The sequence below is a fragment of the Mycolicibacter longobardus genome (genome assembly GCF_002102265.1).
GTDB lineage: Bacteria > Actinomycetota > Actinomycetes > Mycobacteriales > Mycobacteriaceae > Mycobacterium > Mycobacterium longobardum.
The window spans coordinates 1-15,100 of sequence record NZ_LQPG01000033.1 but is presented as its reverse complement, the minus strand read 5'-3'; the positions used below and the strand labels follow the sequence as shown (position 1 = coordinate 15,100).

Annotated in this window: 17 protein-coding genes; 12 read left to right on the top strand and 5 right to left on the bottom strand. The window is 66.8% G+C overall.

The window, feature by feature from the left end; genetic code table 11:
* Nucleotides 1-104: 104 nt before the first annotated feature.
* Together AWC16_RS16990 and AWC16_RS16985 are read right to left on the bottom strand one after the other, a co-directional pair.
* Nucleotides 105-362 carry a Txe/YoeB family addiction module toxin gene (locus AWC16_RS16990; protein WP_085265926.1) on the bottom strand — a complete coding sequence of 86 codons (258 nt, stop codon included), beginning with the start codon at nt 360-362 and terminating at the stop codon, nt 105-107.
* A complete protein-coding gene (locus tag AWC16_RS16985; RefSeq protein ID WP_085265925.1) occupies nt 359-634 on the bottom strand; it encodes a type II toxin-antitoxin system Phd/YefM family antitoxin in 276 nt (91 codons plus the stop codon). Before AWC16_RS16985 ends, AWC16_RS16990 begins: the two co-directional genes overlap by 4 nt.
* 106 nt (nt 635-740) lie before the next feature.
* Between AWC16_RS16985 and AWC16_RS16980 the strand changes: the two genes are divergently transcribed.
* The 4 genes from AWC16_RS16980 to AWC16_RS16965 are packed head-to-tail and all read left to right on the top strand — an operon-like array spanning nt 741 to nt 4,842.
* Complete coding sequence (locus tag AWC16_RS16980; protein ID WP_085265924.1) at nt 741-2,381, top strand: acyl-CoA dehydrogenase family protein; 1,641 nt, start codon at nt 741-743, stop codon at nt 2,379-2,381.
* Nucleotides 2,382-2,399: 18 nt separating this feature from the next.
* Nucleotides 2,400-3,335, top strand: coding sequence for a crotonase/enoyl-CoA hydratase family protein (locus AWC16_RS16975; RefSeq protein WP_085265923.1), 936 nt, complete (start codon nt 2,400-2,402; stop codon nt 3,333-3,335).
* A gap of 11 nt (nt 3,336-3,346) precedes the next feature.
* Nucleotides 3,347-4,081: a PaaX family transcriptional regulator C-terminal domain-containing protein gene (locus AWC16_RS16970; protein ID WP_085265922.1), complete on the top strand. Its 735-nt coding sequence runs from the start codon at nt 3,347-3,349 to the stop codon at nt 4,079-4,081.
* Nucleotides 4,078-4,842 (top strand): crotonase/enoyl-CoA hydratase family protein, encoded by a 765-nt coding sequence (locus AWC16_RS16965; RefSeq protein ID WP_085265921.1) that lies wholly within the window; start codon nt 4,078-4,080, stop codon nt 4,840-4,842. The genes AWC16_RS16970 and AWC16_RS16965 overlap by 4 nt, the downstream gene beginning before the upstream one ends.
* A 62-nt stretch (nt 4,843-4,904) precedes the next feature.
* On the opposite strand, the gene AWC16_RS16960 is transcribed toward AWC16_RS16965, so the two are convergent.
* Both AWC16_RS16960 and AWC16_RS16955 read right to left on the bottom strand, forming a co-directional pair.
* Nucleotides 4,905-5,321, bottom strand: coding sequence for a DUF3060 domain-containing protein (locus AWC16_RS16960; protein ID WP_085265920.1), 417 nt, complete (start codon nt 5,319-5,321; stop codon nt 4,905-4,907).
* The gene (locus AWC16_RS16955) at nt 5,318-5,683 is read right to left on the bottom strand and encodes a DUF3060 domain-containing protein (protein ID WP_085265919.1); all 366 of its coding nucleotides are present in this window, start codon (nt 5,681-5,683) and stop codon (nt 5,318-5,320) included. Before AWC16_RS16955 ends, AWC16_RS16960 begins: the two co-directional genes overlap by 4 nt.
* 145 nt (nt 5,684-5,828) lie before the next feature.
* Between AWC16_RS16955 and AWC16_RS16950 the strand changes: the two genes are divergently transcribed.
* The 7 genes from AWC16_RS16950 to AWC16_RS16920 all read left to right on the top strand — a co-directional run bounded on the left by AWC16_RS16950 (nt 5,829) and on the right by AWC16_RS16920 (nt 12,858).
* A complete protein-coding gene (locus AWC16_RS16950) occupies nt 5,829-6,458 on the top strand; it encodes a TetR/AcrR family transcriptional regulator (protein ID WP_085265918.1) in 630 nt (209 codons plus the stop codon).
* A 254-nt stretch (nt 6,459-6,712) separates the two neighbouring features.
* Nucleotides 6,713-7,087 (top strand): 30S ribosomal protein S12, encoded by a 375-nt coding sequence (rpsL, locus tag AWC16_RS16945; RefSeq protein WP_007767794.1) that lies wholly within the window; start codon nt 6,713-6,715, stop codon nt 7,085-7,087.
* Nucleotides 7,087-7,557, top strand: a complete 471-nt coding sequence (rpsG, locus tag AWC16_RS16940; RefSeq protein ID WP_068245961.1) for a 30S ribosomal protein S7 — start codon at nt 7,087-7,089, stop codon at nt 7,555-7,557. Before rpsL ends, rpsG begins: the two co-directional genes overlap by 1 nt.
* 71 nt (nt 7,558-7,628) lie before the next feature.
* Nucleotides 7,629-9,731, top strand: coding sequence for an elongation factor G (gene fusA, locus AWC16_RS16935; RefSeq protein ID WP_085265917.1), 2,103 nt, complete (start codon nt 7,629-7,631; stop codon nt 9,729-9,731).
* A 91-nt stretch (nt 9,732-9,822) separates the two neighbouring features.
* On the top strand, nt 9,823-11,013 hold the full coding sequence (tuf, locus tag AWC16_RS16930; protein WP_085265916.1) for an elongation factor Tu: 1,191 nt from the start codon (nt 9,823-9,825) through the stop codon (nt 11,011-11,013).
* A gap of 159 nt (nt 11,014-11,172) precedes the next feature.
* Nucleotides 11,173-11,976, top strand: a complete 804-nt coding sequence (locus AWC16_RS16925; protein ID WP_085265915.1) for an SHOCT domain-containing protein — start codon at nt 11,173-11,175, stop codon at nt 11,974-11,976.
* Nucleotides 11,977-12,027: 51 nt separating this feature from the next.
* Nucleotides 12,028-12,858: a mycofactocin-coupled SDR family oxidoreductase gene (locus tag AWC16_RS16920; protein WP_085265914.1), complete on the top strand. Its 831-nt coding sequence runs from the start codon at nt 12,028-12,030 to the stop codon at nt 12,856-12,858.
* 3 nt (nt 12,859-12,861) lie between these two features.
* Here AWC16_RS16920 and AWC16_RS16915 read toward each other — a convergent pair whose 3' ends face one another.
* Nucleotides 12,862-13,683, bottom strand: coding sequence for a class I SAM-dependent methyltransferase (locus AWC16_RS16915; protein WP_234812317.1), 822 nt, complete (start codon nt 13,681-13,683; stop codon nt 12,862-12,864).
* A gap of 97 nt (nt 13,684-13,780) precedes the next feature.
* On the opposite strand from AWC16_RS16915, the gene AWC16_RS16910 reads away from it, so the two are divergent.
* Complete coding sequence (locus AWC16_RS16910) at nt 13,781-14,953, top strand: NAD(P)/FAD-dependent oxidoreductase (RefSeq protein WP_085265913.1); 1,173 nt, start codon at nt 13,781-13,783, stop codon at nt 14,951-14,953.
* Nucleotides 14,954-15,100: the final 147 nt, after the last annotated feature.

The following is a 15,100-nucleotide window of genomic DNA, read 5'->3' as shown; positions in this document are numbered from 1 at the left end:
GCAGGTGCGAACCCTGGCCGAGCGCCCCATGGTCGAACGGCGGTCTCGGCCCGGAACCTCCCGACCTCGGGCCGTGACCGCCGTTCTTTTTGGCTGCCGCGCCTTTAGTAGTGATAGCGGGCCTTGAGGATCTTGATCTCGTCGTCGGTCGCTCGATAGACCAGGCGGTGCTGATCATCGATTCGACGCGACCAGTAGCCCGACAACTCACCCTTCAGGGGTTCCGGCTTGCCGATTCCGCCGAACGGATCCCGTTGGATCTCTCCGATGAGGCGGACGATTCGACGGGCGATCTTGCGATCGGAGCCGAGCCAGAACAGAAAGTCCTCCCAGCCATCAGGATCGAAGGAGATGCCCCTCACTCCTCGCCGCCGGCCATCTCCCGCAGCTCATCGATGGACCTGGTGGGGGTCGACTGCCCCGCCCGGTCGCGAGCGACAGCTTCCATCAGCCGCTTCGCGTTCTCCGGGGAGCGCAACAGATAGACCGTTTCCTGCCACGAGTCGTAGTCGTCGGCGGACATGAGCACCGCATCCCCTCCACGCGAGGTGATGCGCACCGGCTGGTGATCGGTGTTCACCTGCTCCAGTAGGGGGAACAGACGCTGCCGGGCTTCGCTGGCGCTGATAGTCATAGGAGCCGCCCCTCATAATTGTACGGAATTACTGTACCAGTACAGTACGGGAATCTCAGGTAGTTACATCTCTTGTGCATAAGTTGAAAAACTGTAATATTCGACTATGGCCGACACGCACATCGTCACCAACCAGGTCCTTCCGCTGGAGGGCTACAACCCGGCGTCGTCACCGGTCCTCATCGAAGCGCTGATCCGTGAGGGCGGCCAGTGGGGCGTCGACGAAGTCACCGACCTCGGGGCTCTCTCCGGGTCCAAACAGGTACAACGCTGGGGCGAGTTGGCCGACCGTAACGGGCCGGTGCTGCACACCCACGACGTCGTCGGCAACCGGATCGACGAAGTGGAATACGACCCCGCCTACCACGAGTTGATGCGCACCGCGATCAGCCACGGCCTGCACGCCGCCCCCTGGGCCGACCCGCGGCCGGGTGCCCACGTCGTGCGCGCCGCGGCAACCGGGGTGTGGACCGCCGAGCCCGGCCACATGTGCCCGATCTCGATGACGTACGCGATCGTGCCCGCGCTGCGCAACAACGCCGAACTCGCCAAGACCTACGAGCCCCTGTTGACCAGCCGCGTCTACGACCCCGTGCTCCAGGTGCCGACCACCAAAGCCGGCATCACCGCCGGCATGTCGATGACCGAGAAACAGGGCGGCTCCGACGTGCGCGCCGGCACCACCCAGGCCGTGCCGAACGCTGATGGCAGCTACACCCTGACCGGGCACAAGTGGTTCACCTCCGCGCCGATGTGCGACGTGTTCCTGGTGCTGGCTCAGGCGCCGGGCGGCCTGAGTTGCTTCTTCCTGCCCCGGGTGCTGCCCGACGGCACCCGCAACCGGATGCGGCTGCAGCGGCTCAAGGACAAGCTCGGCAACCACGCCAACGCCTCCAGCGAGATCGAGTACGACGGCGCCACCGCGTGGCTGGTCGGGGAGGAGGGCCGCGGCGTCTCGGTCATCATCGAGATGGTCAACCTCACCCGGCTGGACTGCGCGCTGGGCAGTGCCACCAGCATGCGGATGGGCCTGGCCCGCGCCACCTACCACGCCCAGCACCGAAAGGCGTTCGGCGCCTACCTGATCGACCAGCCGCTGATGCGCAACGTGCTGGCGGACCTGGCGGTGGAGGCCGAGGCCGCCACCATGGTGGCGATGCGGATGGCGGGCGCCACCGACAAGGCGGTGCTTGGCGACGTCCGGGAGGGGCTGCTGCGTCGGATCGGGCTGGCCGCCACCAAGTACTGGGTGTGCAAGCGCGCCACCCCGCACGCGGCCGAGGCGATGGAGTGCCTGGGCGGCAACGGCTACATCGAGGACTCGTTGATGCCGCGGCTGTACCGGGAGGCGCCGCTGATGGGCATCTGGGAGGGCTCGGGCAACGTCAGTGCCCTGGACACGCTGCGAGCCTTGGCCACCCAGCCCGAGTCGGTCGCCGTGCTCTTCGACGAGTTGGCCGGCACCTCCGGGCAGGACCGCCGGCTGGACGCCCACGTCGAGGCGTTGAAGGCCCAGCTGGCCGGCCTCGGCGACGATGTCGTGACCGCCCAGTACGCGGCTCGCAAGATCGCCGAGGACATCTGCCTGGCGCTGCAGGGTTCGCTGCTGGTTCGCCACGGCCACCCGGCCGTCGCCGAGGCGTTCCTGGCGACCCGGTTGGCCGGCCAGTGGGGCGGCGCGTTCGGCACCCTCCCGGCGGGCCTGGACCTGGGTCCGATCCTGGAGCGTGCCCTCGTCAAAGGCTGAGGCATAGGCTGAAGCACCATGCGGCACCACATCGCCCCGGTCGAATTCGACAACCTGCGGACCATGACCTACGAGGTCACCGACCGTATCGCCCGAATCACCTTCAACCGCCCCGAACACGGCAACGCGATCACCGCTGACACCCCGCTGGAGCTGTCGGCGCTGGTGGAGCGGGCCGATCTGGACCCGAACGTGCACGTGATCCTGGTGTCGGGCCGCGGCGCGGGCTTCTGCGCGGGCTTCGACCTGGGTGCCTACGCCGACGGCTCGGCGTCGGCGGGCGGCGAGGGCTACCGGGGCACGGTGCTCGACGGTAAGACCCAGGCGGTCAATCACCGCCCGGATCAGCCGTGGGACCCGATGATCGACTACCAGATGATGAGCCGGTTCGTCCGCGGCTTCGCCTCGCTGATGTACGCCGACAAGCCGACGGTGGTCAAGATTCACGGCTACTGCGTAGCCGGCGGCACCGATATAGCGCTGCACGCCGATCAGGTGATCGCGGCGTCGGACGCCAAGATCGGCTACCCGCCGACCCGGGTGTGGGGGGTGCCGGCGGCCGGGCTGTGGGCGCACCGGCTCGGCGACCAGCGCGCCAAACGCCTACTGCTGACCGGGGATTGCATCACCGGCGCCCAGGCCGCCGAATGGGGCTTGGCGATCGAGGCCCCCGATCCGGGTGATCTCGACGAGCGCACCGAACGCCTGGTGGCCCGTATCGCCGCCATGCCGGTCAACCAGCTGATCATGGCCAAGCTCGCGCTCAACACAGCGTTGCTGCAGCAGGGCGTGGCCACCAGCAGGATGGTCAGCACCGTGTTCGACGGGGTGGCGCGGCACACCCCGGAGGGCCACGCGTTCGTGGCCGACGCGGTGGCACACGGTTTCCGGGACGCGGTGCGGCACCGCGACGAGCCGTTCGGGGACTACGGCCGACAGGCCTCCGGGGTCTAGAGTGTCACCAAATGTCCACCACGCCAGCTCGCCTGACCGCCCGCTCCGTGGTGCTGTCAGTGCTCCTTGGTGCCCATCCCGCATCGGCAACGTCTGCTGAACTGCTCAGGCTCACAGCCGGTTTCGGCATCAAGGAAACCGCCATGCGAGTGGCGCTGACTAGGTTGGTGGCCGCCGGGGACCTGGTTCGCTCCGCCGAGGGCTACGGGCTCTCCGAACGCCTGCTGCAGCGGCAGCGCCAGCAGGACGCGGCCCTGGATCCGCAGACCCGGCGCTGGAACGGTGACTGGCTGGCGGTGGTGATCACCAGCGTCGGCTGCGACGCCCGAACCCGGGCCGCGTTGCGCTCGGGGTTGTCCGATCGGCGATTCGCCGAACTGCGCGAAGGGATTTGGATGCGCCCGGACAACATCGATGTCGACCTGGAGGATGAGCTCGGCGCCTACACCCGGCTGCTCACCGCGCGCGACGAGCACCCGGCGGAGCTCGCCGGCAGACTGTGGGACCTGGATGGGTGGGCGCAGACCGGCCACGAATTGCTCGCCGCGATGGCCGACGCCGACGACGTGCCGGTGCGTTTCACCGTCGCGGCGGCCATGGTCCGCCACCTGCGTCGTGACCCGGTGCTCCCGCCGGAACTGCTCCCGCCGGACTGGCCCGGCGCGCGGATCCGCAGTCGCTACGCGGAATTCGCCGACGAACTGGCTTCAAGACGTGACGCAGACCGAACAGCGGAGGCGGGATGAGTAAAGCGGTGCGGGTGGAACGCAGCGGTGCGGTCACCACGGTGATCCTGGATCGGCCGCAGGCGCGCAACGCCGTCGACGGGCCTACCGCGGCGGCGTTGTATCAGGCCTTCGACGAGTTCGACCGCGACGACACCGCCTCGGTGGCGGTGCTGTGGGGAGATCACGGAACCTTTTGCGCGGGAGCTGATCTCAAGGCGCTGGGCACGCAGACGGCCAATCAGACCCAGCGCAAGGGGCCGGGGCCGATGGGCCCCACCCGAATGATGCTGTCCAAGCCGGTGATCGCCGCGGTGAGCGGCTACGCGGTGGCCGGCGGCCTGGAGTTGGCGCTCTGGTGTGACCTGCGGGTCGTGGAGGCCGACGCCGTGTTCGGGGTGTTCTGCCGGCGCTGGGGCGTGCCGCTCATCGACGGTGGCACGGTGCGGCTGCCCAGGCTGATCGGTCACAGCCGCGCCATGGACATGATCCTCACCGGCCGGGCGGTGGACGCCCAGGAGGCGCACGCGATCGGGTTGGCCAACCGGGTGGTGCCGAACGGGCAGGCTCGCCGGGAAGCCGAGCAGCTGGCCGCCGAACTCGCCGAGCTGCCGCAGGGCTGTCTGCGCTCCGACCGGCTGTCTGCGCTGCGGCAGTGGGGCCTGACCGAGCCCCAGGCGATGGACCAGGAGTTCGAGAGCATCGAACGGGTGGCCGACGAGGCGCTGCGCGGGGCGCACCGATTCGCCGGTGGGGCAGGCCGACACGGCGCTAAGGCTTAATGCCGGCGGCCCGCTGCGCCCGGCTCCGCCGCGCTTGCGACCGCCGGGAAGCCTGATGCCGGTCAGCGCTTGTCCGTGACGGTGTTGCCCGAGCCGCGATCGTCGACCTTCGGCTCGCCGCTGCGGTAGGTGACGGAGTTGTTGAACCCGGTGATCGTCAGCGCTTTGTCGATTCGCTCGACGGTGATCCGGTTGTCGGCGCCCGGGACGTTCACCGCCTCGCAGCGCCCGCGGACCGTCAACTTGTTGTTGGATCCGTCCACGCTCAACGTTTTGCCGTCGGCGCAGTCCACCGCCGACGTCGTCCCGAACGACCCGTAGCTGATCGTGTTGGAGAATCGCCCGTCGTAGTTCTTCGAGATCCGGGCGGACTTGGGGGCCGGCTCCGACTCGCAGCCCGACAACCCGAGGGCGACGGCCAGCAGTGCGGTAGCGGCTACTACAAACGACCAGGGGTTTGTGTGGTGGTCGCGGGTCACGCCGGTACGCGTTGGAGCCGGTTCGTCATTCCCAGCTCGCGACCGCGGTCGAACAGCAGCGGGTCGCCATAGTGGTAATAGACCGTCGTGTCGTTGCCGTAGACGGTGACGTCGTTGACGATGGTTTCGGCGATCACGGTGTTCTGCGAGCCCTGCGTGGTCACCGCCCAGCAGCTTCCCATGGCGTGAACGGTGAGGTTGACCCCGTTGAGGAACAGGGTCCCGCCGTTGCAGTCCAGGGTGTGCGTCTCATGCACGCCGTAGATGTGGATGTCGCCGGGCACGGCGTGCGCGCTCGCGGCGCCACTCACCGAGCCGCCGACAAAACACAGCAGCGCAGTAGCCAGCACGGTCAATTTCATCTGCGTGCCCCTCTCGCCGGACGCGATTTGGGCAAAGCTTACGTCCCACTGGCTGGGCCGTACGCGGGTTCCCCCAGTTATCTGTGGATTAGAGTTCGTTGCTGACCTTCTCCTCGGGCAGGCAAACATACGAAGGGCGTACACCATGTCAGCTCGACCAGACCCGCCGGCGGCGGGTGGTCGCACGCGCACCAACGGCAAATCGGGGGCGCGCCCGGTCAAGCTGAGCCGAGAAGCCATCGTCAACGCCGCACTGAACTTTCTGGACCGCGAGGGCTGGGACGCCCTGACCATCAACGCGCTGGCCACCCAGCTGGGCACCAAGGGCCCGTCGCTGTACAACCACGTGCACAGCCTCAATGACCTGCGCCGCGCGATGCGAATGCGGGTGATCGACGACATCCTGGAGATGCTCACCCAGGTCGGCCAGGGCCGCGAACGCGACGACGCGGTGCTGGTGATGGCCGGCGCCTACCGCAGCTATGCCCATCACCACCCGGGCCGCTATTCGGCGTTCACCCGGATGCCGCTGGGCGGGGACGACCCGGAATACACCGCCGCGGCCACCCGTGCCGCCGCCCCGGTGATCGAGGTGTTGTTGTCCTACGGGCTCGAGGGCGACCGGGCGTTTCACGCGGCCCTGGAGTTCTGGGCGGCGATGCACGGATTCGTGCTGTTGGAGATGACCGGGGTGATGGACGACGTGGACACCGACGCCGTCTTCGCCGACATGGTGCGGCGGCTGGCCTCCGCGATGGACAGCCGTACCGGGTAGCCCGCCGAGGAGCGCTGGGGGGCCGGTTCGACGCGCTTTGACCTGCCGGAGTGCTGCCGGGTATTGTGGTAGCTCGTGCCTGGCCACCGAGGCGCGTTTGGTGACATAACGCGCGCGCCTGGCCCAATTCGCATGTCCATTATGCAGCGGAGGAATCCGCGGCGGCCCATGCGACACGCCCGACCGCGGGGTAGCGGTGGGGCACAGACTGCAGGATTTACAAGAGTTTGAACAGCGATACAGGAAGCCGGTAGATGCCAACCATTCAGCAGCTGGTCCGCAAGGGTCGCCGCGACAAGGTCGCCAAGGTCAAGACCGCGGCCCTCAAGGGCAGCCCGCAGCGTCGGGGCGTGTGCACCCGCGTGTACACCACCACCCCGAAGAAGCCGAACTCGGCTCTTCGCAAGGTGGCCCGCGTCAAGCTGACCAGCCAGGTGGAGGTGACCGCCTACATCCCGGGTGAGGGTCACAACCTGCAGGAGCACTCGATGGTGCTGGTGCGTGGTGGCCGGGTGAAGGACCTGCCGGGTGTGCGCTACAAGATCATCCGCGGCTCGCTGGACACCCAGGGGGTCAAGAACCGCAAGCAGGCCCGCAGCCGCTACGGCGCCAAGAAGGAGAAGAGCTGATGCCGCGCAAGGGTCCCGCGCCGAAGCGTCCGTTGGTCAACGACCCGGTCTACGGGTCGCAGCTGGTCACCCAGCTGGTCAACAAGGTTCTGCTGGACGGCAAGAAGTCGCTGGCCGAGCGCATCGTCTACGGCGCGCTGGAGCAGGCTCGGGAAAAGACCGGCACCGACCCGGTGGTGACGCTGAAGCGCGCGCTGGACAACGTCAAGCCGGCTCTCGAGGTGCGCAGCCGCCGCGTCGGTGGCGCCACCTACCAGGTTCCGGTCGAGGTGCGCCCCGATCGCTCCACCACGCTGGCCCTGCGCTGGCTGGTCAGCTTCTCCAAGGCCCGTCGCGAGAAGACCATGGTCGAGCGCCTCGCCAACGAGATCCTCGACGCCAGCAACGGCTTGGGTGCCGCGGTGAAGCGCCGCGAGGACACCCACAAGATGGCCGAGGCCAACCGGGCCTTCGCGCACTACCGCTGGTGATTTTGCCGGCGTAACTCGCCGGACCCAGTGACAACAAGCAATTCAGTTACCGAAAGAGTGGGAAGACTGCTGTGGCACAGGATGTGCTGACCGACCTGAACAAGGTCCGCAATATCGGCATCATGGCGCACATCGATGCCGGTAAGACGACGACGACCGAGCGGATCCTGTACTACACCGGCGTCAACTACAAGATCGGTGAGACGCACGACGGTGCCTCCACGACCGACTGGATGGAGCAGGAGCAGGAGCGCGGCATCACCATCACCTCCGCCGCGGTGACCTGCTTCTGGAACAAGAACCAGATCAACATCATCGACACCCCGGGCCACGTCGACTTCACCGTCGAGGTGGAGCGGTCCCTGCGTGTCCTCGATGGCGCCGTCGCGGTGTTCGACGGCAAGGAGGGCGTGGAGCCGCAGTCCGAGCAGGTGTGGCGGCAGGCGGACAAGTACGACGTGCCGCGAATCTGCTTCGTCAACAAGATGGACAAGCTCGGTGCGGACTTCTACTTCACCGTGCGCACCATCGAAGAGCGCCTCGGCGCCCGTCCCCTGGTGATCCAGTTGCCGATCGGCGCGGAGAACGACTTCGAGGGCATCGTCGACCTGGTCGAGATGAACGCCAAGGTGTGGCGTGGCGAGACCAAGCTCGGTGAGACCTACGAGACCATCGAGATCCCGGCCGACCTGGCGGACAAGGCGGACGAGTACCGGACCGCCCTGCTGGAGGCCGTCGCCGAGACCGACGAGGCGCTGCTGGAGAAGTATTTCGGCGGTGAGGAGCTCACGGTCGAGGAGATCAAGGCCGGTATCCGCAAGCTGACGGTCTCCTCCGAGCTGTACCCGGTGCTGTGCGGCAGCGCGTTCAAGAACAAGGGTGTCCAGCCGATGCTGGACGCCGTCATCGACTACCTGCCGTCGCCGCTGGACGTGGAGTCGGTGCAGGGCCACGTGCCCGGCAAGGAAGACGAGATCATCAGCCGCAAGCCCAGCATCGACGAGCCGTTCTCGGCGCTGGCGTTCAAGATCGCGGTGCACCCGTTCTTCGGCAAGCTCACCTACGTGCGGGTGTACTCCGGCAAGGTGGAGTCCGGCGCCCAGGTGGTCAACTCGACCAAGGGCAAGAAGGAGCGGCTGGGCAAGCTGTTCCAGATGCACTCCAACAAGGAGAACCCGGTCGAATCGGTGTCCGCCGGCCACATCTACGCGGTGATCGGCCTGAAGGACACCACCACCGGCGACACGCTGTGCGACCCGAACAACCAGATCGTGCTGGAGTCGATGACGTTCCCGGCTCCGGTCATCGAGGTTGCCATCGAGCCGAAGACCAAGAGTGACCAGGAGAAGCTGAGCCTGGCGATCCAGAAGCTGGCCGAAGAGGACCCGACCTTCAAGGTGCACCTCGACCAGGAGACCGGCCAGACCGTGATCGGCGGCATGGGCGAGCTGCACCTGGACATCCTGGTGGACCGGATGCGCCGCGAGTTCAAGGTCGAGGCCAACGTGGGCAAGCCGCAGGTTGCCTACAAGGAGACCATCAAGCGCATGGTGGACAAGGTCGAATACACCCACAAGAAGCAGACCGGTGGGTCCGGCCAGTTCGCCAAGGTCCTCATCTCCGTCGAGCCGTTCACCGGCGAAGACGGCGCGACCTACGAGTTCGAGAACAAGGTCACCGGTGGCCGCGTTCCGCGCGAGTACATCCCCGCGGTGGACGCCGGCGCCCAGGACGCCATGCAGTACGGCGTGCTGGCCGGCTACCCGCTGGTCAACTTGAAGGTCACCCTGCTCGACGGTCAGTACCACGACGTCGACTCCTCCGAGATGGCATTCAAGGTTGCCGGCTCGCAGGCGCTGAAGAAGGCTGCCGCCGCGGCGCAGCCGGTGATCCTGGAACCGATCATGGCCGTTGAGGTCACCACGCCCGAGGACTACATGGGTGATGTGATCGGCGACCTGAACTCCCGCCGTGGCCAGATTCAGGCCATGGAGGAGCGCAGCGGTGCGCGTGTCGTCAAGGCGCAGGTGCCGTTGTCGGAGATGTTCGGCTACGTCGGAGACTTGCGGTCGAAGACCCAGGGCCGGGCGAACTACTCCATGGTGTTCGACTCCTACGCCGAAGTGCCGGCGCAGGTGGCGAAGGAGATTATCGCGAAGGCAACGGGCGAGTAGGTAGCTTCCCGCCCGTGCCGCTACGGTGGCACAAACCAAAAAAGATCAATCCTGCTGTAACCCAGCACCAACAAGTCCAGGAGGACAAGAAGTGGCGAAGGCGAAGTTCGAGCGGACGAAGCCGCACGTCAACATCGGGACCATCGGTCACGTTGACCACGGCAAGACCACGCTGACCGCGGCTATCACCAAGGTTCTGCACGACAAGTACCCGGACCTGAACGAGTCGCGTGCGTTCGACCAGATCGACAACGCTCCCGAGGAGCGTCAGCGCGGTATCACGATCAACATCTCCCACGTGGAGTACCAGACCGAGAAGCGGCACTACGCCCACGTCGACGCGCCGGGCCACGCCGACTACATCAAGAACATGATCACCGGTGCCGCCCAGATGGACGGCGCGATCCTGGTGGTCGCGGCCACCGACGGCCCGATGCCGCAGACCCGCGAGCACGTGCTGCTGGCCCGTCAGGTCGGTGTGCCCTACATCCTGGTCGCGCTGAACAAGTCCGACATGGTCGACGACGAGGAGCTCCTCGAGCTCGTCGAGATGGAGGTCCGCGAACTGCTGGGCGCCCAGGAGTTCGACGAGGAGGCCCCGGTGGTCCGGGTGTCGGCGCTCAAGGCGCTCGAGGGCGACGAGAAGTGGGTCAAGTCCGTCGAGGAGCTGATGGAGGCCGTCGACGAGTCCATCCCGGACCCGGTTCGCGACACCGACAAGCCGTTCCTGATGCCGGTTGAGGACGTCTTCACCATCACCGGTCGTGGCACCGTGGTCACCGGTCGTGTGGAGCGCGGCGTGATCAACGTGAACGAGGAAGTCGAGATCGTCGGCATCCGTCCCGAGGTCACCAAGACCACCGTGACCGGTGTGGAGATGTTCCGCAAGCTGCTGGACCAGGGCCAGGCCGGCGACAACGTCGGTCTGCTGATCCGCGGTATCAAGCGTGAGGACGTCGAGCGTGGCCAGGTTGTGGTCAAGCCCGGCACCACCACCCCGCACACCGAGTTCGAGGGCCAGGCCTACATCCTGTCCAAGGACGAGGGTGGTCGCCACACGCCGTTCTTCACCAACTACCGTCCGCAGTTCTACTTCCGCACCACCGACGTGACCGGTGTGGTGAGCCTGCCGGAGGGCACCGAGATGGTGATGCCCGGTGACAACACCGAGATGACCGTGAAGCTGATCCAGCCCGTCGCCATGGACGAGGGTCTGCGGTTCGCCATCCGTGAGGGTGGTCGTACCGTCGGCGCCGGCCGGGTCACCAAGATCATCAAGTAGTTCAATTTCTTCCGCGAGCTGGGGGTCCCCCCGCTTGCGGGGGAACGCGAAGGCCCCCTTTTCCATTGTGGAAAGGGGGCCTTTTGCTGGGGGCACCTCCCGCGTGCGGGGGACTGCTCGCCGTGGTGGCCGACCGGCGCTGACGCTAATGTGACGCACATGTTGTGGCGTTATATAAAGGCCCAGGCCATCGTGCTGGTGTGTGGCGGCCTGGTGGGGCCGATTTTCCTCATCGTCTACTTTGCGATGGGCCCGCTGGCGGAACTGAAATGGATGTTCTACGCCGGGCTGTTCGTCACTTTCTGCGACTTCATGGCCGCGTTGTTGTTGACCGCCTTCGGCGCGAAATCATCGGCCAAGCAGCAATTCCTGGAGCAGCACGGCGTGCTGGCCATGGCGCAGGTGACCGGTATTCACGAGACAGGCACCCGGATCAACAACCGGCCGCTGGTCAAACTCGACCTGCACATCGAGGGAGCCGGCCTGGCGCCCTTCAACACCCAGGACCGGGTGATCGCCACGATGAACCGGTTACCGCTGATCACCGGGCGCAAGCTGGCCGTCCTGGTCGATCCCACCACCAACAACTACCGAATAGATTGGCAGCGCAGTGCGCTGCTGAGCGGTACGGTTCCCGCCCGGTTCACCCTCTCCGAGGACAACCGGACCTACGACCTGACCGGCCAAGACGGCCCGCTGATGGAGATTTTCCAGATCCTGCGGGCCCACGACGTACCGGTGCAGGGCACGATCGACATCCGGTCCAATCCGGCAGCGCGCCAACAGGTGTCCGCCGTGGTCAGGCGGGCCACCGAGCAGGCTGCCGCGGTGACGGCTCAGGAAGTCCCGGAGCAGCGGTCGGCGGGGGAGCGCTTGCAGGAATTGGAGGCCCTGCGCAAAGACGGTGTCGTCACCGATGAGGAATACGCGCGGAAACGCCAGCAGATCATCGCCGACCTATGACGGTCCGCGCGCAGTAGAACACGTTCCATTACGAGCTGTTAGCCTCGTCGGGTGAGCGAGAGCCAGAACCACAATCTGCAGGGCAAGGTGGCATTTGTCACGGGTGCGGCGCGCGGCCAGGGCCGTTCGCATGCGATCAGGCTGGCGGCCGCCGGTGCCGACATCATCGCCGCTGACATCTGCGCTCCGGCCTCGGACTGCATCACCTATCCGCCGGCCACACCCGACGAACTCGCCGAGATGGTCGCCGGGGTCGAAGCGCACGGTCGCAAGGTGCTGGCCCGCTCGGTCGACATCCGCGACGACGAGGCACTGCGCAAGCTGGTCGACGACGGCGTCGAGCAGTTCGGCCGGCTCGACGTCGTGGTGGCCAACGCCGGGGTGCTGAGCTGGGGCCGGCTGTGGGAGCTCACCGACGAGCAGTGGAACACCGTCATCGACATCAACCTGACCGGCACCTGGCGCACCATCCGGGCGTCGGTGCCGGCGATGATCGAGGCCGGCAACGGCGGCTCGATCGTGATCGTCAGCTCCTCGGCCGGGCTGAAGGCCACCCCCGGCAACGGCCACTACGCGGCGAGCAAGTACGGCCTGGTGGGCTTGACCAACACGCTGGCCCTGGAGGTCGGCGAACACCGGATCCGGGTCAACTCGATTCACCCCTACTCCGTCGACACCCCGATGATCGAGCCGAAGGTGATGGCGAAGATCTTCGCCGAGCACCCCGACTATCTGCACGCCTTCCCCCCGATGCCGTTGCACCCCCAGTCCTTCATGACTTCCGACCAGGTCTCCGACGTCGTGGTTTGGCTGGCCGGTGATGGCTCTGGAATCCTCACGGGTGTCCAGATCCAGGTCGACAAGGGCGCGCTCAAGTACTGAGCGTTACCCGAATTCGAGCAGGGTGATCGAGGGCCGTATCCGTCGCAGGAAGGCCACTTTGTCTATCCACGCGGCGTCCATCCACGGGACGTTGAGCACCTTCCACACGCCGCGACCGGCCGGCAACGGCACATCACGTGCGGAGATCACGCCGGGTACGGCGGTGAGTGCCGTTCCCTCGTCGGGTGTCAATGCGAAGGGCATCGGCGGCGCCACGTAGCGGTTGGAGAGCTTGTGACCGCGCAGCGTCCGCTGACTGAACCAGTGCGGAATGCTGTCGAACATCATTCGACCGCCCGGGAAGCGCTTGGCGCAGGCGGCGATCAGGCCCAACGCGTCGTCTGGTTGCAGGTACATCAACAGCCCCTCGGCAGTCACAAAGACACCGTCGCTGGTATCGACTCGGTCCATCCAGCTGAGGTCGAGCGCGGACTGTGCCAGCGTGACGATTCGCTCGTTGCCGGGCAGCAACCTGTCACGAAGCTCCACCACCGGAGGCAAGTCGATCGTGTACCAGGTGAGTTCACCGTTGTCCAGCCTCCAGAAGCTGGTCTGCAGGCCCTCGGCCAGCGCCACGACCGACGCCCTGGGGTGGGATGCCAGATAGTCGCGGGCCTGCTGGTCGAATGCCAACGCACGCAGCGGATGTGCCTGCGAAGGGCGGCCGAACTTCCGATAGTCGTACTCAATCGAATCAAACAGCTGAGCCGCCAGCGGGTCGTTGATCACACTGTCCGAGCGTTTGGCCTCGCTGCCTCGGTTGTGCAGCGTCCAGAGGGTGGTGGCCGATACGCCCGTCAGGGAATCGCCGCTGATCTTGGTCACGCCGTCGAGCCTGCCGGAAGCCCAATACCTGCTGCAACCGCCCAGGTGGCGCCGAGGTGGTGCGCCATCGCGCGCGGCGATCGTGTAGAAAATCCTGATGGTCACAAATGGGGTCGTCATCGTCGGCGGGGGGCTGGCCGCCGTACGTACCGCCGAGGAGTTGCGGCGCGAAGAGTATGCGGGACCGATCACGATCGTCTCCGATGAGACGCGCTTGCCCTATGACCGGCCGCCGCTGACCAAAGAGGTGCTGCGTGGCGAGCGCGACGAGACCACCCTGGAGCCGCAGGAGTTCTACGCCGGGCACAACATCGACCTGCGGCTGGGCTGCGGTGCGCGCGGTGTCGACACCGCCGTGCAGGAGGTGACGTTGGCCGACGGCTCGGTGCTGGGCTACGACCACCTCGTCATCGCCACCGGGCTGGTGCCGCGGCGCATCCCGAGCTTCGGTGACCTGGACGGCATCCGGGTGGTCCGGTCGTTCGAGGACAGCCTGCTGCTGCGCGGCGATGCGGCCGCCGCACGGCGGGCGGTGGTGATCGGTGCCGGTTTCATCGGCTGCGAGGCGGCGGCCAGCCTGCGCAAGCTCGGGGTGGAGGTGGTGCTCGTCGAGCCGCAACCCGCCCCGCTGGCCGCGGTGCTCGGTGAGCAGATCGGCGAACTGGTGGCGCGGCTGCACCGGGCCAACGGCGTCGACGTCCGCAGCGGCGTCGGGGTCGCCGAGGTCCGCGGCGCCGGGCGCGTCGAGACCGTCGTGCTGACCGACGGCGCCGAACTGGAGGCCGACGTGGTGGTGCTCGGCGTCGGCTCGCTGCCGGCGACCGAGTGGCTGAACGGCTGCGGTGTCGATGTCGACAACGGAGTGCTCTGCGACCTGGCCGGGCGCACCAGCGCGCCGAACGTATGGGCCGTCGGTGACGTGGCGTTCTGGCGCGGGGACGGTCATCAGGTGCGGGTGGAGCATTGGAGCAACGTCGTCACCCAGGTGCGGGTGATGGTGCCGGCGATGCTGGGCCGGGAGTCGCTGCACGACGTGGCCGTGCCCCCGTATTTCTGGAGCGACCAGTACGACGTCAAGATCCAGTGCCTGGGTGAGCCGGCGGCCACCGACACCGTGCACCTGGTGGAGGATGACGGCCACAAGTTCCTGGCCTACTACGAGCGCGACGGCGTGTTGGCCGGTGTGGTCGGCGCGGGCCGGCCCGGCAAGGTGATGGGGGCACGGGCCAAGATCGCCGCCGGCGCCCCGATCTCCGAGGTGCTCACCTAGCACCGGTCATCTTTCCGGCGCCAGCGTGCACCGTTGTACGCCGGACTGCGGCGTGTCGGGTGCAAACACGCACTCAGTGTCACTGTCGACGGTGCCGCGTTGCGGTGGTTGGGTTCTTCTCACCTGGTGCCTGGCTCTTGCAAACAC